The 18,060-nt window shown below is 66.7% G+C and carries 28 protein-coding genes; 13 read left to right on the top strand and 15 right to left on the bottom strand.

The features are described from left to right. Positions 1-19: 19 nt before the first annotated feature. From ACP7A3_RS09415 to ACP7A3_RS09470, 12 genes are all read right to left on the bottom strand, one after another. Complete coding sequence (locus ACP7A3_RS09415; protein ID WP_231292067.1) at positions 20-694, bottom strand: thioredoxin domain-containing protein; 675 nt, start codon at positions 692-694, stop codon at positions 20-22. A 349-nt stretch (positions 695-1,043) separates the two neighbouring features. Next, the gene (locus ACP7A3_RS09420) at positions 1,044-1,604 is read right to left on the bottom strand and encodes a hypothetical protein (protein ID WP_426255406.1); all 561 of its coding nucleotides are present in this window, start codon (positions 1,602-1,604) and stop codon (positions 1,044-1,046) included. Then, positions 1,601-2,218 carry a phage protein GemA/Gp16 family protein gene (locus ACP7A3_RS09425; protein WP_426255407.1) on the bottom strand — a complete coding sequence of 206 codons (618 nt, stop codon included), beginning with the start codon at positions 2,216-2,218 and terminating at the stop codon, positions 1,601-1,603. Before ACP7A3_RS09425 ends, ACP7A3_RS09420 begins: the two co-directional genes overlap by 4 nt. After that, positions 2,211-2,393 carry a hypothetical protein gene (locus ACP7A3_RS09430; RefSeq protein ID WP_426255408.1) on the bottom strand — a complete coding sequence of 61 codons (183 nt, stop codon included), beginning with the start codon at positions 2,391-2,393 and terminating at the stop codon, positions 2,211-2,213. Before ACP7A3_RS09430 ends, ACP7A3_RS09425 begins: the two co-directional genes overlap by 8 nt. Next, positions 2,390-2,686, bottom strand: a complete 297-nt coding sequence (locus ACP7A3_RS09435; RefSeq protein ID WP_017980586.1) for a helix-turn-helix domain-containing protein — start codon at positions 2,684-2,686, stop codon at positions 2,390-2,392. The genes ACP7A3_RS09430 and ACP7A3_RS09435 overlap by 4 nt, the downstream gene beginning before the upstream one ends. Beyond that, entirely contained in the window at positions 2,683-2,964 is a 282-nt protein-coding gene (locus tag ACP7A3_RS09440) for a hypothetical protein (protein ID WP_331361890.1), read from the bottom strand. The genes ACP7A3_RS09435 and ACP7A3_RS09440 overlap by 4 nt, the downstream gene beginning before the upstream one ends. After that, a complete protein-coding gene (locus ACP7A3_RS09445) occupies positions 2,964-3,245 on the bottom strand; it encodes a hypothetical protein (protein WP_331361891.1) in 282 nt (93 codons plus the stop codon). The genes ACP7A3_RS09440 and ACP7A3_RS09445 overlap by 1 nt, the downstream gene beginning before the upstream one ends. Continuing rightward, the gene (locus tag ACP7A3_RS09450) at positions 3,246-3,620 is read right to left on the bottom strand and encodes a hypothetical protein (protein ID WP_331361892.1); all 375 of its coding nucleotides are present in this window, start codon (positions 3,618-3,620) and stop codon (positions 3,246-3,248) included. A gap of 2 nt (positions 3,621-3,622) precedes the next feature. Further along, positions 3,623-4,273 (bottom strand): hypothetical protein, encoded by a 651-nt coding sequence (locus tag ACP7A3_RS09455; RefSeq protein WP_017980581.1) that lies wholly within the window; start codon positions 4,271-4,273, stop codon positions 3,623-3,625. Then, on the bottom strand, positions 4,273-5,022 hold the full coding sequence (locus ACP7A3_RS09460) for an ATP-binding protein (protein ID WP_331361894.1): 750 nt from the start codon (positions 5,020-5,022) through the stop codon (positions 4,273-4,275). Before ACP7A3_RS09460 ends, ACP7A3_RS09455 begins: the two co-directional genes overlap by 1 nt. After that, the gene (locus tag ACP7A3_RS09465) at positions 5,019-6,827 is read right to left on the bottom strand and encodes a transposase (protein ID WP_426255409.1); all 1,809 of its coding nucleotides are present in this window, start codon (positions 6,825-6,827) and stop codon (positions 5,019-5,021) included. Before ACP7A3_RS09465 ends, ACP7A3_RS09460 begins: the two co-directional genes overlap by 4 nt. Then, positions 6,824-7,051: a hypothetical protein gene (locus ACP7A3_RS09470; protein WP_017980578.1), complete on the bottom strand. Its 228-nt coding sequence runs from the start codon at positions 7,049-7,051 to the stop codon at positions 6,824-6,826. Before ACP7A3_RS09470 ends, ACP7A3_RS09465 begins: the two co-directional genes overlap by 4 nt. A 159-nt stretch (positions 7,052-7,210) precedes the next feature. Between ACP7A3_RS09470 and ACP7A3_RS09475 the strand changes: the two genes are divergently transcribed. Together ACP7A3_RS09475 and ACP7A3_RS09480 are read left to right on the top strand one after the other, a co-directional pair. Next, positions 7,211-7,885, top strand: coding sequence for a LexA family transcriptional regulator (locus ACP7A3_RS09475; protein WP_018250573.1), 675 nt, complete (start codon positions 7,211-7,213; stop codon positions 7,883-7,885). Next, positions 7,873-8,259, top strand: a complete 387-nt coding sequence (locus ACP7A3_RS09480) for a thermonuclease family protein (protein WP_017980576.1) — start codon at positions 7,873-7,875, stop codon at positions 8,257-8,259. The genes ACP7A3_RS09475 and ACP7A3_RS09480 overlap by 13 nt, the downstream gene beginning before the upstream one ends. Positions 8,260-8,274: 15 nt before the next feature. On the opposite strand, the gene ACP7A3_RS09485 is transcribed toward ACP7A3_RS09480, so the two are convergent. Together ACP7A3_RS09485 and ACP7A3_RS09490 are read right to left on the bottom strand one after the other, a co-directional pair. Then, the gene (locus tag ACP7A3_RS09485; protein WP_426255410.1) at positions 8,275-10,494 is read right to left on the bottom strand and encodes a KAP family P-loop NTPase fold protein; all 2,220 of its coding nucleotides are present in this window, start codon (positions 10,492-10,494) and stop codon (positions 8,275-8,277) included. A gap of 38 nt (positions 10,495-10,532) precedes the next feature. Continuing rightward, on the bottom strand, positions 10,533-10,919 hold the full coding sequence (locus ACP7A3_RS09490; protein ID WP_020486641.1) for a hypothetical protein: 387 nt from the start codon (positions 10,917-10,919) through the stop codon (positions 10,533-10,535). 202 nt (positions 10,920-11,121) lie between these two features. Here ACP7A3_RS09490 and ACP7A3_RS09495 point away from each other — a divergent pair, with 202 nt between their 5' ends. From ACP7A3_RS09495 to ACP7A3_RS09505, 3 genes are read left to right on the top strand one after another with little or no spacing between them, the layout of a single operon-like run. After that, positions 11,122-11,331, top strand: a complete 210-nt coding sequence (locus tag ACP7A3_RS09495; RefSeq protein WP_017980573.1) for a YozE family protein — start codon at positions 11,122-11,124, stop codon at positions 11,329-11,331. Beyond that, the gene (locus ACP7A3_RS09500; protein ID WP_231292065.1) at positions 11,328-11,690 is read left to right on the top strand and encodes a hypothetical protein; all 363 of its coding nucleotides are present in this window, start codon (positions 11,328-11,330) and stop codon (positions 11,688-11,690) included. The genes ACP7A3_RS09495 and ACP7A3_RS09500 overlap by 4 nt, the downstream gene beginning before the upstream one ends. Further along, positions 11,687-12,037 (top strand): hypothetical protein, encoded by a 351-nt coding sequence (locus ACP7A3_RS09505; RefSeq protein ID WP_426255411.1) that lies wholly within the window; start codon positions 11,687-11,689, stop codon positions 12,035-12,037. The genes ACP7A3_RS09500 and ACP7A3_RS09505 overlap by 4 nt, the downstream gene beginning before the upstream one ends. Here ACP7A3_RS09505 and ACP7A3_RS09510 read toward each other — a convergent pair. Next, positions 12,034-13,347, bottom strand: a complete 1,314-nt coding sequence (locus ACP7A3_RS09510) for a DUF6161 domain-containing protein (protein ID WP_426255412.1) — start codon at positions 13,345-13,347, stop codon at positions 12,034-12,036. The genes ACP7A3_RS09505 and ACP7A3_RS09510 overlap by 4 nt on opposite strands. Positions 13,348-13,435: 88 nt before the next feature. On the opposite strand from ACP7A3_RS09510, the gene ACP7A3_RS09515 reads away from it, so the two are divergent. From ACP7A3_RS09515 to ACP7A3_RS09550, 8 genes are read left to right on the top strand one after another with little or no spacing between them, the layout of a single operon-like run. Next, complete coding sequence (locus ACP7A3_RS09515) at positions 13,436-14,374, top strand: hypothetical protein (RefSeq protein WP_426255413.1); 939 nt, start codon at positions 13,436-13,438, stop codon at positions 14,372-14,374. A gap of 33 nt (positions 14,375-14,407) precedes the next feature. After that, complete coding sequence (locus ACP7A3_RS09520; protein WP_426255414.1) at positions 14,408-14,788, top strand: hypothetical protein; 381 nt, start codon at positions 14,408-14,410, stop codon at positions 14,786-14,788. 47 nt (positions 14,789-14,835) lie between these two features. After that, positions 14,836-15,786 (top strand): capsid protein, encoded by a 951-nt coding sequence (locus ACP7A3_RS09525; protein ID WP_426255415.1) that lies wholly within the window; start codon positions 14,836-14,838, stop codon positions 15,784-15,786. 54 nt (positions 15,787-15,840) lie between these two features. Next, positions 15,841-16,179, top strand: coding sequence for a hypothetical protein (locus ACP7A3_RS09530; RefSeq protein WP_331361906.1), 339 nt, complete (start codon positions 15,841-15,843; stop codon positions 16,177-16,179). Beyond that, positions 16,176-16,901 (top strand): phage protein Gp36 family protein, encoded by a 726-nt coding sequence (locus tag ACP7A3_RS09535; protein ID WP_426255416.1) that lies wholly within the window; start codon positions 16,176-16,178, stop codon positions 16,899-16,901. Before ACP7A3_RS09530 ends, ACP7A3_RS09535 begins: the two co-directional genes overlap by 4 nt. Further along, a complete protein-coding gene (locus ACP7A3_RS09540; RefSeq protein ID WP_426255417.1) occupies positions 16,901-17,431 on the top strand; it encodes a phage virion morphogenesis protein in 531 nt (176 codons plus the stop codon). Before ACP7A3_RS09535 ends, ACP7A3_RS09540 begins: the two co-directional genes overlap by 1 nt. Next, entirely contained in the window at positions 17,431-17,850 is a 420-nt protein-coding gene (locus ACP7A3_RS09545) for a phage tail terminator protein (protein WP_426255418.1), read from the top strand. The genes ACP7A3_RS09540 and ACP7A3_RS09545 overlap by 1 nt, the downstream gene beginning before the upstream one ends. Next, entirely contained in the window at positions 17,851-18,057 is a 207-nt protein-coding gene (locus tag ACP7A3_RS09550; RefSeq protein WP_426255419.1) for a hypothetical protein, read from the top strand. Positions 18,058-18,060 lie beyond the last annotated feature (3 nt).

Raw genomic sequence — 18,060 nt, forward strand, 5'->3', positions numbered from 1 at the left:
GTTTTGTCCTGCACCCCCGCTAAAAGGGCTTCTTCAAAGGATTCCATCCCTTGAACAGCTCTCCTCTTGTTATAAAAACAGGTGTTCCTGAAGCCCCGACTCGCCTGAAAAAATCTCTGTTTCGCCTGATAATCACATCTGACTTAGACAGAGCAGGTTCGGTAATGGCTGCCTTCGGATCAATACCGACATTCATCGCAAGCTTTTCCGCGTAGGCGCGACTGGGCCGATCAATCGCCATTAATCCCTCAAAGTATTCCGCGAACTCTTCGTTCGATTGCGCCATCATACCGATCCGAGCGAAGTATGCGGAATCCTCCCCCAGGATGGGAAGATCGTGAATGAATATTGAAACCTCCCCATTCTTGAATTTCGGATCGTTGATTAATGATTTGATAGCTTTTTTGCACACTGCGCAATTATAGTCCGTGAACATCGCCACCTTGATCGGCGCATTCATGCTGCCCAAGCGATTTCCGTATTCATCTGAGTACAACCAGGAAGAGCTAGCGGAAATCGCCGCCATGACGGCCTTGGTATCCTCCTGCTCCTGATATTGAGCCAAGCGGTTGAGCGCTTCTTGAAGGGCTTCCGGGTGCTTTATATAATATTGAGACAGCCGCTCCCCGGGATCTGCGCAAGCCGTCAACCCGGCCAGCAAAATCGCGGCTGCTACAAAACACGTCGCCTTCATTATCCCCCCCTGCCACGCGCGCAGAATAATTATCAGCTTCTGTGACACCCGTCATGCTCGGGGGATTTAGCGGTGCGGTCAACAGAAATAAGCTTGTCTCGAAATCACTATCGACAGGCTTATTTACCGATAGGTGATTTCCGCGCTTTCTGGTTCCGAACAACGATTTATAGGAACGATTGGAAGATCGTCTTCTATGTATTTCGGTGAGCCAACAGCGAAACAGCACACTCGGATTGGTGCATATCTGGCGGCGGCGCGGCTTGGTCGCGGCAAGCCAACGGTGCGGCCTGTCGAGGCAAACCTGCAGGTCCGTGACGGGCGCGCCCACCCGCGAAATGGATAAGCCTTAGGCGCGGCGATCGCAACGAGGATCGGTCAGCAATGCGAAGAGGTCTCCCTGCCGGGGAAAGCGTGATACCGCCGCGGCCGGCTCCATGGCGCATCCCTCGTCCGTCTCGTTGAGGAGGTGACTTAGATACGTGCGGCTCGTGCCCAGCACCTTGGCCGCGTCCGCCCCGCTGATCCGCTTGGCACGTACCGCAGCGAGGACGACAGCCCGCCGCGCGCGCGCGATCGCCACCCGTCCGACCGGCACGAGCAGCCGGTTGCCGCCATAGATGTCGGCGATCGCTGCCGCAGTCGCTGCGTCGACCACCTCGGCGAAGGGCGAACGCGCGGGATCTCGGCCGATATAGACCTGCGTGCCACCGAATCGAGCGACGATACACAGCGTCGTATACGCGCCGATGTGATCGGCCATCTCGGTCATCTGCTGCGTCCAGCCGGGGCCGGGCCGCACGTCGGCGGGGATCGGCAGTTCGTCGAGGCGCGGGAGCCGGCCACGCGCCTGCCAGCGGTCGAGCGCGGCGGCGGCTTCGGGCAGCGCGGGGACGGCGGCGTCCGTCATCGCGCGCGCTCCCGGCGCCAGCGCTTGCCCAGCGCCCGAATCGCCTCGTCCCAGCTGCCCGCCGGCCATTGCACCGGATCGCCGGGCAGGATCGCGCGCAGCATCGTGTCGACCGGGGTGGCGGGATCGATGCGGGTGGCGATTGCGGTCGCAACGGCGCGGCGATCGGCGATGGGATCGCCCGGCATCGGCCAGGCCACGCCTTCGCGCGTTGCCCAGTTCTTCAGCGCCTCGATCACGCGATGCGCGGCGCGGGCGTCGAGGAAGCGGAGCGCGTCGCGGCCAGTCTGGCGCTTCACGAACGCACCGATCGCGCGATCGTCGGGCTGGTCGATCGCGCCCAGCCAGTAGAGCGTCCACCACAAGGCGCGGACCTTGCCGACATGCGCGCGATCGCCGCCGCGCGGCGCCTGCGTGCGGTTGAGCCGGTCGAGCACGCGGGCGAGGTCGGTCGTGTCCATGTCGGCCTGCGACGCCTTGCCGGTCGCGGCGAGCTGGATCGCGCGGCGGTCGTCGTCGCCGATTCCCTGCGCCCGGCAAGCGGCACGCACCGCGCGGATCAGGCGCACGCGCGCGTCGGCGCCAGCGGCTGGCTTGCGGTGCGCCTCAGCCATGCGCCACCTCCGGCGCCAGTGGCAGCGCGGTGCCGCAGCGCCCGCATTCCGCCGCGTGCCGGCCGAGCAGCCAGGCGCGGTGCCCGCAGCCGGGACAGGCGGTGCCGGCGACATAGCTCGGCTGATAGCCGCGGCCGGCCTGCGCGGCGCGATAGTCCCGGCGCGGCGCGATCATGGCTTATCGTGCCCCAGGATGCCGCGCAGCAGCTGGTCGGTCAGCTGGCGGAACGGCGCGTCGCTCGCGCGCAGTGCCTCCGCGCGACGATGGGCGTGGAGCGTGGTCGAATGATCGCGCTCGCCAAGCGCGCGCCCCAGCCCGGCGAAGCTCGCGCCGGTCGCCTGCCGTGCCACCCACACCGCGGCGAAGCGCGCGCGCAGCACGCGGTCGCGCTCCAGCAGCGCCGGCACGGTGACGCCGAACGCCTCCGCCACCTCGGCGACGATCGCCGCGACGGCCGGCGCGGTCACTGGACGCTCCCGACGACGGTGGTGGCGGCCGCGACGACGCTTTCGCCATAGACGCGGACGATCAGGTCGCCGAGCCGCCCCATGCCGGCATCGCTGAGGTAGCAGACGAGCGCGGTGCCGTCGGCATGCCGCAGGGTGAGCGCGAGTCGCCGGTCGTCGCCCTCACCATCCAGGCCGATGGCGATCCCCGCGGCCTGATTGGGAACGGGATCGCGCAGGACATGTGCGATCGAAGCGGTGAAGCCGTGCATCGGCGTCAGCCGGATGATGTCGGTCATCAGTGCACCCCTGGAGCACGGGGCAAGACCGCGCCCAGTCGCTCGCGCTGGAAAGCGGCGAGGCCGGTGAGGTCGGCGGCGCGATTCTCGATGCCGGCGAACAGGTCGCGCAGCACCATCGCGGCGAGCGTCCCCGCCTTTTCCTCGGCGCGCGCCTCGCTGGCGACAGCGGACAAGGTGCGGCGCATCACCTCCAGTTCGGTGCGGCCCATCGGCTTGCCGCTGGCGATCGCGGCCGACACGTCGGCGACAAGGGTCTGCAGGTCGGTTGCAACGGTCATTCAATCCTCCTCGGGACGGTCGGTGTTGTTGGGGCAGTCGGGGCAGGCGCGGGCGAGCTGGACCTGCGCCCAGTTCGCGGGGCGCGTGCGGCGGCGGTTGGCGATGCAGCGCTTGAGCGGCGTCACCCCGAACACCGGGCACATCACCTGCTCGGCGCCGAGCGCAGCGCGGACGAGCGTTTCGACCTCGGCGAGGTCGCCGGGGTATTTGGCGTTGACGATGCGGCTGACGACCGCGCTGTTATAGCCGATGCGGTTGCCGGCGATGCGCTGCCCGCTGCGGTCGCATTCGTCGGCGAGCAGCAGCACCCAGGCGGGGGCCTCCGCCCCCCAGGCGGCAAGCGCCTTGTCGCGGTTGGTAAGGTTAAGAGACATGGTTAACCCTCCCCCCCGGCCGCAGCGGGGTCGGTATCCTTCCGCCGCAGGCTGACCGCGGCGGGCGAGATGTCGGTGGCGATGCCGGTGTTGCCGTCGACGACCAGGCGGCGACGAACGCCGTCCGCCACCTGCTGGCGCACGACCGGCGCTTTTGGCCCGGTGTTGCGGACGAGGCGATAGGTCGACCAGCTGCCGGTCTGGCTGTTGCCGCGGGCGAGCTGGCGGACGTGGCCCGAGCGGTGGAGGACGTTGAGCATCTCCTCCGTCGACCGGCGCGAGACGCCCGCGGTCATCTGCAGCGTCGGCACGTCGAAGCTGCCGTGACGCGACAGGACGCGCATCGCGCTCCACAGCGCCTCGCGCGCGGTGCGGCGGCGCACGGCGATGCGGCCGGTAAGGTCGACGCGCGGGGGCCTCGGCGTGCGTTCGGTCGTGTCGGTCATGGCAAAGCGCCGGGGCGAACCCTCCGTCCGCGTGACCAGGCCGGCGCTGACCCAGCGCGACAGGCGGTGCTGGATCGCGTTGGGGTGTGCCGCGGTGGCAAGGTGCAGTTCGTGGACGGTGGCCGGCGCCGCGGCATCGCTGAGCGCGCGCCACAACGGTTCCTCCACCTCCGGCCGGACATCGAGATAGACGGCATAGCCGGGCATCACGCCGCCTTCCGGGTCAGCACCGCGCCGGTGCGGAACTTGCGCCCGTCCCAATCGGCCAGCGCGATCCGGGCGCGGCCGGCGGCGATCGCGTGCTTCTGCACCATCTGCAGGTTGGTCACGAGGCGGCGGGTGATGCCGCCGGTCGCCGCCAGGATCGCGTCGAGCAGATCGTCGGCGACATCGACCTTCTGGCAGTAATAGGCACGCAGCAGCCGCGCGTCGCGCAGGTCGGCGGGCTGCGCCGGCGTGGCGACCAGGATGCGGTTGTCGAACCGCTCCCACGCCTTCAGCTTGGCGGGCAGTGCCTCCTCGCCGATCATCAGCACCGGCACGCGGGCGTTGTCGTGGATGTCGCGGATGATCTCGACCGACTTTTTCGTCACGAGGTGATCCATCTCGTCGACGATCAGCGGCTGCGGTTCCTCCAGCAGCTGGTCGACCACCTGATCGAGCAGCCGGGGCGCGGTGCGCGCCGGGCTGGTGATGCCGATCTCGGTCGCGATCGCCTCCAGCAGCGAACGCTGCGTCCAGATCGATTTGGCGACCACATAAGCGGCGTTCAGCCGGGCGGCGACGGTCGCGGCGGCGACCGACTTGCCGTAGCCCGACGGGCCGTAGAACAGGCCCATGCGCGGCGAGCCTTCCTCGGCATCCTGGCAGTCGAGCATCGTCGACAGCCCCAGGCGCATGTTGGTGAGCTGCGCGGGTTCGCTGATGCCGCGCGCGATGGGCATGGAATCGGTCACTGGCTGATCTCCCTCAGGGGCTGAAGCGGGGCAGGCGCGGCGGATCGCCGCGCCTGGAAGGGACCGCGCAAGATCTTGTCGGCGCGATATTCGGAGGACTGGGCGTGCAGCCGGGCGGCGGCGAGCGCATCCGGCGCGACGGTCTGGCCGGCGGCATGCGCGGCCAGGATACGGTCGGTGTCGGCGATGCGATCCTCGACCGGGACGGGCGCGCGGCGCGCGGGCGCGCGGCGGGTCGTCGCCTCCAGCGCCGCATCGTCGGGCAGGTCGGGTGCGGCGTCGGGGATGCTGGCGAGCATCGGCGTGACGTGCGCCGCGGCGCGGACGGGCAAGGTCGCGAGCTTGCCCGCCGCCTCGGCATCGCGGCGCAACAGGTCGTCGCGGGCGCGCTCGAACGAAAAGTCGCGGCGCTTGGCGCGCAGCTCGGCGCGCTGTTCGGCCATCCATGCCGCCTGCTGGCGCCGGGCCTCCACCGCGAACCGCTCTTCCGACAGGCCGGAGCGTTCGGCGTTGACCGCGGTGGCGATATACTGGCCATCGGCATCGAACACGAAGATCGCGCCCAGATCGTCCTCGTCGCGGCGGAGCATCACCTGCCGGCCGACCCAGGCGGCAAGCGGCGCCGCCCAGTAGCGGCCGTGCTTCCACTGCACGCCGCGCTTGGTGACGGTGGCGGGGCCGATCGCGGCGGACAGCGCCAGGCGCAGCGCCGCCTCGTCGGGGGCGGCGCGGGCGGGTCGCGGTGAATTGGTCCAGCGCGCGATCGGGCTGGCGCCAGTGCCGGCATGGTCGCGGACGTGGTACACGCCGTCCAGCCAGGCGTTGATGACGACCTGCAGCTCGGCCGCTGTCAGTTCGGGGACGATCACCGCGCGGCCGGTGCGCACCTTCGCCGCCTGGCGCAGCTTTGCCGCCTGGGCGACATTGTGGCCGGCGAAGCCGTCGAGCAGCGCGGCGCGTTCGCGGGTGAAAGTGCCGAACATGCGCTCGACGAACGGTTTCTTGTCGCCGCTGGCGGGCGGCACCGGCTCATGTTCGATGCCGAGCAGCGGCAGCGCGGTCGCCATCGTCTGGTTGATGTAGCCCGATCCCTGATCGGTGCGCAGCCGTTCGGGCATCACGCCCCAGGCGGTGATCGCGGCGATCAGCGTGCGGCGCACCGCCTGCGCGCTTTCCGAATCGACGACCAGGTAGAAGGTGCGGCGCGACCAGACGTCGACGATGCCCAGGATCGACTTGCGCCCTTCGCGGCACAGCACGTCGGCGCGGGTGGTGTCGATCTCCCACACCTGATGCGCATGGGTGACGGCGGCGTCGGCGCGACCGAGCGCCAGGCGGTAGCGGCTCTTGTACAGATCGGGATCGCGCATCGAGGCCAGCAGCGCGGGTTTCTCGGCTTCGATCCGGCCGATGAAGCGGGCGAGTGTGCGGCGCGAGGGCAGCACAGCAAAGCGCGTCGACAGCAGTTCCAGGATGCGCGCGGCCGACAGCGGCCGTTCGGCGAGCAGCACCTCCACCGCATCGGCGACCGCCGGGTTCTGCGTGAAGAAATCGGTGCCCTTCGGCCGGCCGATCGCGGCGACGCCCGCCTGCGCCGCCCAGCGATCGGCAAGGTCGCGGCGCGCCGCTTCCGGCAGGTCGGCGACCGCATATTGCCGCCCGCCGCCCCGCCCGACGCGCGCGATCGACGCCCAGCCGGCCCGCTCGGCGAGCAGCTGCACGCCGCGCTTCGTTTCCGGCAGGCCGTCCAGCGCGAGCGCTGCGATCTCGCTGGGGGACAGATGGGTGCGGCCGACCAATGTCATGCCGACTTGCCAGACCGAGTTTCGGGCCGGTAGTTATCCACCACGCCCCGGATGTCCCGCGGCGCATCTTGGAAGAGGCCGTTGATGGCGCGCTGCACGCGATCGCTCTTGCGACCCGCCAACACTCCGCTGACCGACTTGAGCGGCAGATTTTCCGCGCGTTCGAACGCCTTGAGGCTGCCGAAGCGTTTGCGGATCGCAGCCTTGACGTCTTCGCGGTGCAAACGCGGCCTCCACCTGTTGCCTGCTGACAAATCAGCAAGGGGGTCTTTCATGCCGAAAAGTCGGCCTGAAAACTCGTTATGCTCAAATGTGGGCGGCATCAAGCCGAAAAGTCAGCATGAGGCGTGGTCCATGCCGAAAATTCGTCGCGAGAATGCGGCATGACCGTCGATGTTGATCATCAGTCGATGGAGGACCGCATCGCAGCAGCGCTGGGCCACCGCGATTATGCCTGGCTGTCGCATGCGGCAGGCATCCCGATCAGCACGCTCAACGGCTACCGTCGCAAGGGCTTCGTCAAGACCGAGGCGGTGATCGCGATCGCCGCGGCGCTGGAGGTCAGCCTGGACTGGCTGCTGCTCGGCCGCGGCGAGATGCGCGACGGCCATGTCGCGACCGACGACGGCGACGTGCTGAGCGTGCCGGAATTCGACATCGAGGTCGCGGCCGGCGCCGGACGCTTCAGTTTCGATCGGCAGGAGCCGATGGGCTATTGGCCTTTCCCCAGCGCCTGGCTCGCCCAGTTCGGCAATCCCAAGCACCTCAAGCTGGTGACGGTCGTCGGCGACAGCCAGGAACCCGAGTTCGGCGACGGCGACCGCGTGCTGGTCGACACCAGCGCGAACCGCCCGCGCGACGGCATGCACGTCGTGCGTCGCGACGGCACGCTGCTAGTGAAGCGCCTTCAGATGCAGGGCGCGACGATCGTCCTGAAGAGTGCCAACCCGGTCTACACCGACATCGTCGTCGAGGTGGAAAGCGAGGAGGGCACGTTCGAGGTGCTGGGCCGCGTCGTCGGCGCGATCAAGGTGGTGGGCAACCCATGGCGCCGCTGATCGCGCTTGCCTGGGTGACGCTGGCCGTCCCCTGCCACGCGATCGACGGCGACACTATCAAATGCGGGACCGAACGGATCCGCCTGCTCGGCATCGATGCGCCGGAGATGCCCGGCCATTGCCGCCGCGGGCGCGTCTGCGTGGAGGGCGATCCCTATGCGTCGAAGGACGCGCTGGCGGCGATGCTGAAGGGCAAGGTGCGGATCGACCGGGTCGGGTACGACCACTACGGCCGCACGCTGGCCCTGGTGGAGGCCGGCGGGCATAATATCGCGTGCATGGCGCTTGAAGAGGGGATTGCGACCTACAAGGCTTGGTATGATAACGAAGGCCGAATACGACAAGCATGCAAGCGATCGTCTGCGCGACAATAAATAGCGCTGCATGGCCTAACCAGTTTGGTCCGCCTCGTGTTGCTGCCAAGTTGCCATTAGTGCGTCGAGATCCTCTCCGTCGAAGCGCATATTAGATTTGAGTGAACGGATTGCAGCCTCCGCGGCCGCCACAGGGGGAACGCCTTGTGCGAGCTGGCTGAGCCGCTTTACGATCTTCGATGGCTGCTTGAAGAATGCCGATAGTGCGTCGAGCGACAACGAGGAATTCACCGAGTAAAGCTTAGACACAAAAGTCAACAACCAGCCGTCGGATTGCGCACGGGCCTCGATGCGGCTTTTAAGGTCGTCCCGGCCGCCCGCCTGTGACCAGGCATAAAGGATATTCGTCGCGGCTTGGTGATTCAGTACGCCATCGAGACCCATGGCGTCGTATCGACGCAACATACCGATGCGAATCTCTTCGAACGTCTGAGCAGATGCCAGACATTCGTGCACGTTTCCACGGTCGCCGAAAAACCCCTGATTGAACGTCTCGTCCCGAAGCAGATAGGTCAGAAACCCAAGCGATGTTCCGTTGGTAAATAGCAACCGGAAAAGGCGCTGGAACCGTTCTGGTTCCACACCGTCATGGAGCTGCCGCAATACAGCTCGTAACAGATACCAGACCTGGGGATAGCCCCAATCATCGATCCCAACCGCGGCGAGATCATCCGCTGCTTCGCTCAGGCCCATCACGAGAGCCTCCAGCGGCCATGTGCTATACACCTCCCGGTCCGTGTACCGAAACTCGTCGAGCAATCTTTCGGCTTTGCTAGCGCCCGCGTCACCCTTTTGCAGCCCCATCGAGACGATCAGATATTTTACATTTTCGGCGCTCGCGTTTGCTGCAGTCAAAAGACGTTGAACGTCATCTTCCGTTACAGCGTCCGGCGAGTCTATAAGAGTAAAGAAAAGGCGTGTATAACTCGGATTGGCAAGCAGCCCGTCGTTACTCCTTCCACCATAACGCCCTTTCTTTAACTGGTAAAAAAGACGTTCATCCTTCTTCTTATTGAAGGCTTGAGTTTGGATTCCGGGCAGATGACGCTCAAGTTCAAACTGAATTTTGTCCCATTCAAGCCCGTCGGCTGCAAGCGCGGCGTTCAAGCCCTTTCCCATTTCCGCTTGCTGATCTGACGATACGACTACTCGACCGCTGGAGAGGGCTACGCTTGCGACAAGATATTCCTCAATCCAGCCGTACAAATTTGGATGCCCAACCGCGATCATGCGCAACCATACAAGATCGGCCAAATCCACGCGTGACTGAAGACTAGGCCAATAAACCCGCAGGCTGTCCAGCACTCTGACAACGGCGCGGGGTGTGCCCATAACTCGACCACCTGTCTGATCAATGACCTGCTGGAGCTGGCTGACCCGGTCTTGACGACCTTGTGCGAAGCCTTGCAGCTGCGTCGAGAACCAGCGGCGGAGCGCGAAGGATTCTGGCTGCGGGACCGCAACTGCAGTCTGAATAATCTTTTCGAGATAATTATTGCCGTTGGGCAAGCCCATGCCCGCTTCGATTGCATGAGCAAGAATGCGTCTGTCGTAGCAGAGCAGGTAGGACACGTTCGGAAAATCGGCGACGGAACGCACAAGGCGCAGCAGCTCCGCAATTTCCTTCGGCTCCAGCCTGTCGACATCGTCAATCGTTACGACAATCCGACAGTCGAGCTTGAGGAGGGACGCTGATAGCCTCTCCTTCTGTTCTACCAAAGTGGGGCCTTCCGTTTGCTCAGCGGCTGCGGCGGCGATCTTTTCGATGATATCACCGGCAATGGTCGCTCCGGGAACAAATAGGCCAGCGACGCCAGCTAATTTGCCGACGGGACCCAGATGACGGGCGAAACTCTTCACCTGGGCCGCAACATCCTTTGCGGCCAACGTCGTTGCCCTCGTCGCATCTCCTCCCTCGCGTTCCAAGCCGGCAATCGCCTTGGCGAGTTCCTCGAAAAGAGAGTTCAGCAGTTGATCGCGGTCTCCGATGAGCCATGGCCGGAACTCGACCGCTGCAACTTTTCCTGTGTCCATGGCGCGCAGCTTTTTGAGGGAAAGCGCGAGTAAGCTGGACTTCCCTGATCCCCATTTCCCCTCAAGGCCAAAGACGAAACCCTTACTGCCGGGTTGTACGGTGAGCGCATCGGCGATGCGATCGGCTAATGATGAAAAGCCAAATCGGTCTTCGTCATCCGTACGGATCGGGCGATCACCGTCAAATTCTGCCATGCTCATGTTGAACACTATGGAGTGCGAGTAGCTGAAAGCAATACTTACAATATTCGACGCGGCCCTTCCACGGTTCGGGTCGTGCAATGAGTCTGCCAGACGCTATCAAATGACACACGATTGTTCTCAAGTGCAGCTTCACCAGCGCCGTTGGCTGCGTGCCACCCCTCATGCATCTCGACCTGCCCGTATTTCCGCACCAGATCGTACACCAACCGCAGCGTCGGCTTGCCTGCCCCCGGCGGCGCCTTAATCTCGGCGCACGCGAGAAACCCCGGCTCGCCGCCCGCGTACCAGCTGGCCACAACCGGCGCGGGGGCCGGGGCTTGTTCCTGAGCAGCGAAGCGTTCGACCGCCGCCTGATCCTCCGGTTTCAGCGCCTGGCTTGAACACCCCGCGAGCGCCAGCGCGGCCAGCAGTGCCTTTCGCATCGAATCCCCCATCCTTCCGATCGCGACCGTAAGGCCTCTGGAGGCGCGCGTCAGCGGCTCGACGATGTCCGGTCTCCGAAAGGGTGCGCATCGCGCTGTGCGGGCTGCACAGGGGCAGGACGGCGGCTTGGCGATCGACGGACTCGACAGATGACCGACCCGGCGGCATGTTCCTGTTCTGTTCTGCGAATCGGGAGGTCATATGCAGCAGCAGTTCGGCGGGTGGCTCGTCACCCAGAAGGGGCGGATCGACTGGATCGGGCAGCTGGCGGACAGCGCGGCGCGCGATCCGCGGTTTCCGCAACGCGCTGATCCCGATGGGGTACGCGCGCACCTGATCGCGCGCGGCGCCGACGGCGACATGTTCGAGATGCTGGACGATGCCGAACGCGAATGGCGGCGCGGCGCATGAATCGCGATCCCCTGACCGGCCGTTTCATCAGCCATGCCGAAGCGTGCGCGCTGATCGTGGCAGCGGGCGATCGGCGTCGCCGCTGGGAGCGGCGCGAGCGGCTGGGGCCGCCGGCCGCGGTGATCCTCGCCAATCCAACCGACCGCTTCCCGCGCTGGCGCCTGCGCGTGTTCGATCGCTGCTGGCCATGGCGGGCCTCGCGCGGGCAGGCGGTGGCCGACGCGCTGGCGAGCCGCAACGGCCGGCGCGAGGACGGCACCTTCTATCTCGACGCCTGCGCCTTCATCCAGCGCGACCCGCCACCGTTCCTAGAGCTGGCACGTCGACGCTACGCCGCGATCGAGGATGTCGAACGATGAGCCTGAGCCGGTGCGAGACGATCGGCGACTGTGCCCGGCATGGTATCGTGGTCGAGGTCACATGTCGGGGATGCGGACGCCGCCGGTATTTCGTCCCCGGCTGTCTGCTCGCCTCTCGCGATCCGCGGCGGCGGAGCCTGCGGTCGAACATCGACCTTCAGCGTTTGGGCACGATGATGCGTTGCAGCGGCGGGAACGGTCACGTCGGTTGCAATACGCGCGGGGCCAGTGTGCGCGGCATCCATCCCGATTTTCTGCCGCGCACCCCCGCTGGCGTACCCGCGATCGCCTGGCTCAACGCCAACGATCGCGAGCGCCGCCGCCTGGAGCGGATCGCGCGGGGTTAATTGTTACCGCCCTTCGCGCTGGCGATCGACGACAGCAGCGCGGCCGGTGTGATCCCTGGCGGGCCATCGTCGCGCACCATGCCGTCCTGCACCGGGCGGAACAACGCCTGGAGAACGATCGGCCGGTCGGCCTTATTCGCCGCCTTCGCCTCGATCAGACCGAGATATGCTTCCATCATCGCGCCCCGCGCGCTGGCGTCGATCGCGAGATGATGCTCCGTCGTATATAGCCGCACGAGGATGCGCATGGCCCAGAGATACATGGTCAACCACGCCAGCGTGATCGCCCCGGTGAAGATGAGTTCGTAGTGAAATGTGGGTCGGAGCGTGCCAGCAGTTGTTTGAGTCGGCTTGCCGGGGATGATCGCCGCGTCGAATAGTGGTCTAGCCCACTGGAACGCCCGTACTGCGATAAATACGGCCAGCACCAACCCGACGATACCAACGACGACTGACCGCGCTCTCCATTTATTTGCGTCCGTGGTATGTTTTAGCGCACGCTCTTCCCAAAGCTTGGCGGGCTTTGCCAGCTGGCGCTGTTCCTTTTGAGCGGCGACCCACCCATCCACTTGAGTTTGCGCATCCCGCATGGTGCTCGCAAAATTACTCTGCGCAGCTGCGACTGCCGATTTGTTTGATGCCTCAATCTCAGCAGTCTGATTGCCGAATTTACGCCAATTTTCGACGGCCTCGGCCTTATAGGTTGTTAGCTCCGCATCGATTTGAGCTCTCTGCTGCGCAGCGGTTTCAGCAGTCGTTGCTATTAGTTCGTCCGCTTTGCGGATTGCTTTCGTTAGATCGTCCAAACGCGTGTTGATGCTGACTGCATGCGTATTGAACGCATCCTCCTCATCTTGCCTATCAAACTCAGTTCGTATGTTTTTCATGCGATCAAAAAGAAAGATTCCTTTGAACGCTATATCATCCTCCCAGTCTAATTTTCCTTGCGCAAATCCAGCGGCAAGCGCAGCACTATCCGCAGCCACAAGACCCAATCGCCCCGCAACGAAAATTAGAGCCTGACCGGACGGAGAATCGATCATGACCAGATCACGTCGGCGATCTTTATGAACATAACTGTCAAATTCACCGTCTTGATCTCCCTTGCGTCGGACCCCATCAAGGAAAATCTTCAGTTCTTTCCACCCCTCTAAAGGCGCAGTCGAGGGACGCATCCCTTCAAGGCCAACGACATTAAAAGCCTGCTGCCATCGCTCGATCTCGTCCTGCACCCAAAGAGTCGCCGCCCTGACATCAGGGAATTCTCTTGTCGAACCTCTGGCCCGATCGAGTATTTCAATTTTTACCATCCTACCCCTCCCCGAATGTTGAACGCTATCCCACGACTTCCGCGAGCGGAAGTCCTGCGCTGATCGCGCGCGCGCGTAATTCCGCGGCATGGCCCGCGCTATTCGCATCCTCCGTCCCGGCACCTTCACCGATATTCATGGCACCAAGGTCACGTTCGCCCAGGCGGACCTCGACGACCTGATCGCCTCCTACGACGCAGGGAGCGATCCCGCCCCGCTGGTCGTCGGCCATCCCAGCACCGACGCCCCCGCATATGGCTGGGTCGGCGCGCTCGCGATGGAGGACGGCAACCTCGTCGCGCTGCCGTCCGAAGTCGCGCCCGCATTCGCCGAGGCGGTGGAGGCCGGGCATTACCGCAAGGTTTCGCCGCAGCTCTATCCGCCGCACAGTCCCGCCAACCCCAAACCCGGCCACTGGTATCTCCAGCACGTCGGCTTCCTCGGCGCGGCGGCGCCGGCGATCAAAGGGCTGGGCACCTACGCCTTTTCGGACGCGCCGGCCGGCGCGGTTACGCTCACCATCGAGGAATTTCCCGTGACGACTGCCTCCCAGCAGCCGGTGGACGCGGTCGCGTTCGCCGAACAGATCGCCGCGCTCGACGCGCGCGAGACCGCGATCACCGCCCGCGAGGCGGCGCTGGCCAAGGAACGTCGCGACGCCGCGCATGCCGATCACGTCGCCTTCGCCGAGGCGCTCGTCACCGGCGCGCGGCTGGCACCGGCGGGCCGCGACCGGGTGGTCGGCCTGCTCGACCATCTCGACGCGACGCAGCCGATCGCGTTCGACGAGGGCGATGCCAACCGGATGACGCCCGCCGCGGCGTTCCGATCTTTGCTGGACGGCGCGCAGCCGGTGATCGCGCTGGGCGAACATGCCGGCGCCGATCGCCCCGCCCCCGACGCGGAGGCCGACCCTGCGCTGATCGCCCGCCGCGCGGTCGCCTTCGCCGAGAAGAGCCGCGCCGCCGGCACCGCGATGACCATCCAGCAGGCCGTCCGCATCGTCACCGACGATCCGGCCGCCTGATCCTCCACCCCCTCACACCACAGGACACCCATCATGGCCGGACGTACCGACGGTCTCATCAAGACCTTCCGCGCCGGGGCGGCGATCGCCCCCTATCTCTTCGTCAAGTTCGGCGCCGACGACCAGAGCGTCGTCCCCGCCGCCGCCGCGACCGACGACATCCTCGGCAGTAACGTCGAACTCGCCGCCGCGCAGGGCGAGCGGATCGACGTGGCGCTGGGCGGCCTGCCCGAAATCCGCCTGGGCGGTCCCGTCGCCCGCGGCCGGCCGATCACCTCGGACGCCGCCGGGCGCGCAGTCGAGGCGGCGCCCGCTGCCGGTGTGCGCGTGCGCATCGCCGGCTTTGCGCTGTCGACCGGCGTCGCCGGCGACATCGTCGCCTACCGCGCCGCGCCCGGCTTCGTCACCGGCTGACGCCCCCTTTCACGCCCCCTTCACCCCGCTTTCAGGACACATTTCCCATGGCCGTTTCGCCTTATCCCATCGACCCCGCGCTCACCGCGATCGCCATCGCCTACAAGAACCAGGGCTATATCGCCGACATCGTCGTGCCGCGCATCACGGTCGGCAAACAGAACTTCACGTTCATGCAGTACGGCATGAACACCTTCTTCGACACGCCCGACACGCTGATCGGCCGGCGCGGGCAGGCGAACCAGGTGACGATGGACGGCGTCGAAATCCCCGACGTCACCGAGGATCACGGCCTGGAGGCGCCGGTGCCGCAGGCGGATGTCGCCAACGCCGATGCGCGCTACGACCCGCTCGGCAATGCCGCAGCGCTGACGACCGAGCTGATCGAGGTGCGGCGTGAAATCCGTGCAGCGGCGCTGATCTTCAACCCCGCGACCTACGATCCCGGCCTGCGCGTCACGCTGGCGAGCACCGACCAGTTCGACAACAAGGACGCGGACGCCGACCCGGAGCGCAACGCCGTCACGCGCATCTCGGACGCGCTCGACAAGTCGCTGCTGCGCCCCAACCAGATGGTGTTTGGCCAGCGCGGCTGGACCAAATTCCGCCGCCTGCCGAGCATCGTGAAGGCGATCCGCGGCGATCGCGGCGGTGGCCTCGTCACCCGCGACGAGGTGGCGGCGCTGTTCGAGGTGAACGAGGTCGTCGTCGGCCAGGCGTTCGGCAACCAGGCGCGCAAGGGCCAGGCGGCGCAGATGAGCCGGCTGTGGGGCAACCACCTCGCGCTCACCTACAAGGCGCCGGTGCTCAGCCGCGAGACGCCGACGTTCGCGGGCACCTTCACCTGGGGCGAGCGCGTCGCATCGCAGCGCGAGATGAAACCGGGCGAGATGGGCCTGCGCGGCGGCACAGCGGTGCTGGTCGGCGAGAGCGTGAAGGAGCGCGTGATCGCCGCCCAGGCCGGCTATTTCTTCGAAAGCGCCTTCTCCGCTGCCTGATCCCCGCCGCGCGGCGGGCATCGATCCGCCGCGCGCCCAGCCCCAGAGCCTGCCATGACCTACCCCTATCGCGTCGCGCGCACCGTGATCTTTCGCGGCAAGGAACACGCGCCCGACACCCCCATCACCTTCGACGCCGACCATCCCGCCGAGGTGGCGGCCCGTGACGACCTGCTCGACCTGGGCGCGATCGACGATGATCCCGACTTCGCCGAGGTGGAACAGCTGAAGGCCGCCGCGCCGTCGAAGCCCCGGCCGCTGTCCCGCCAGACCAATGCGGAGCTGCTTGCCACCGCCGCGGCCGAGGGCGTCGACGTGCCCGGCGACGCCACCAACGCCGTCCTGATCGCCGCGATCGAGGCGAAGCGCGGGGCGGCCGGTGCCGGCGCATGATCGTCACGCTGCTCAAACAGCCGGGCGAAACGCTGCGGCCGGTCGTGCCGTTCGCCACCTCGGCGCCGATCGCGGCCATCCTCGCCACCACCACCGTCGCGCGCGGCCTCGTGCCCGGCGGTCCGCCGCTTGTCGCCGCGGCGAGCGTCGCCGGCGGCAGCGTCACGCTCGCGCTCGTCGGGGGTGCGGACGGCGAACGGTATCTCGTCACCGTTCGCGCGCGCGACGCCGCGGGCGCTGAGCTGGAGAGCGAGGTCGAGGTGACGGTGATCGACTGCACCTGGGCCTTGCCGGACGGCGGTGCGCCGTGGCTGGGCATCGCGGGCTTCGTCCGCCGCTTCGGCTTGGACGAGGTGGTGCGGATGACCGACGCCGACGGATCGGGGCGGATCGATCGCGACCTGCTGGTCGATGCGCTGACCGACGCGCAGGCGATCGCCGCCGCGCATGTCGCTGATCGCTATGCGCTGCCGCTCGCCAGCGTGCCGCGCGTGCTGGAGATGGCGGTCGGCGACCTCGCTCGCGCCCGGCTCTACCCGCGCGGCGCACCCGACGGCGTCGCCGACCAGGCGAAGGCGGCAGCGCGGCTGCTCGAACGGCTACAGGCGGGGCAAGTGTCGCTGGGCCTGCCCGCCGCCGAGGCGCCGGCCACCGCCAGCGACACGCCGGTGCTGATCGCACCGGGCCTGCGCGCCTATCCCGACCGGCTGGCGGATTATTGATGGCCGCGTTCGATGTCGCGATCACCTTGCGCGACGACGTGTCGGACGCGCTCGGCCGGCTGGCGACGGCGGGCGTCGACATGACGCCGGTGATGAAGGATATCGCCGGCCACCTCGCCGACACGACGCGCGAGCGGTTCGAGACGAGCCGCGATCCCGATGGCGTGCCCTGGAAGCCGTCGCGCCGCGTGCTCGGCCTCGACGGCAGCAGGGACGGCCATGGCCCGTATCGTCCCGACGGCAAGACGTTGGTCGACAGCGGCGACCTGCTCGCCTCGATCGCCGAGGACTGGGGCAGCGACTATGCCGCCGCCGGGCCGGAGGCGTCGGGCGGCGCGGCGATCTATGCGGCGATCCACCAGTTCGGCGGCACGATCCGGCCCAAGGTGAAGGCGGCGCTGTCGTTCGCCGGCCGGCTGTTCGCCAGCGTCCTCATCCCGGCCCGCCCCTATCTCGGCTTCAATAACGAGAACGCCGATTATGCGATCGGCGCGATCGACGACTATCTCGCCCGCGCGATGGCCGGCTGATGCACCTGTCGCTGACCCCCATCGTCGAACGGCTGCGCGCGGCGGGCTTTCGCCAGGTCGAGGGCGTGCTGGAACTGGCCGGCAAGCCCGACGAGCCGCGCATCGTGCCGGCGCTGTTCGTCGTGCCCACCGGCGAACGCGCCGGCGCCAATGCCAACGATGTCGGCCGCAACCAACCGGTCGATGTCGGCTTTTCGGTGTTCGTCGCGGTCGACGGCGCGCGCCGCAACGCCGCCGGCATTTCCGAGGAGCTGACCGTCCAGGTGCGCGCCGTGAAGGACGCGGTGGTCGGCTGGACGCATCCCGATGCCGCGCGCGCGTGCGCCTATTCGGGCGGGCGGCTGGCTTCCGCAGCCGGAAGCCGGGTCAGCTGGGAGGTGCGGTTTACGACACGCTATCACGAACGAAGGACGAGCTAGGTGGCCCGCGACATCAAGACGACCCAGGCCGATCCCACGGCCCCGCGCCCCGTCGATCCCGACGGCCGCCAGCGCGACGACTGGGGCCTGCCGCTGAACGGCCCAGCCCGCGCGCGTGCGCTTGGCCTCGCCGGCAAGCCCGACCCGCGCGACGATCCCGCCGCCTGGGCGCCCGCCCCTGTTTCCGCCACCCCGCCCCAGGACTGATAC

Source organism: Sphingomonas sp. DC5200-1, assembly GCF_049897245.1.
In the GTDB taxonomy this organism is placed as follows: domain Bacteria; phylum Pseudomonadota; class Alphaproteobacteria; order Sphingomonadales; family Sphingomonadaceae; genus Sphingomonas; species Sphingomonas aquatilis.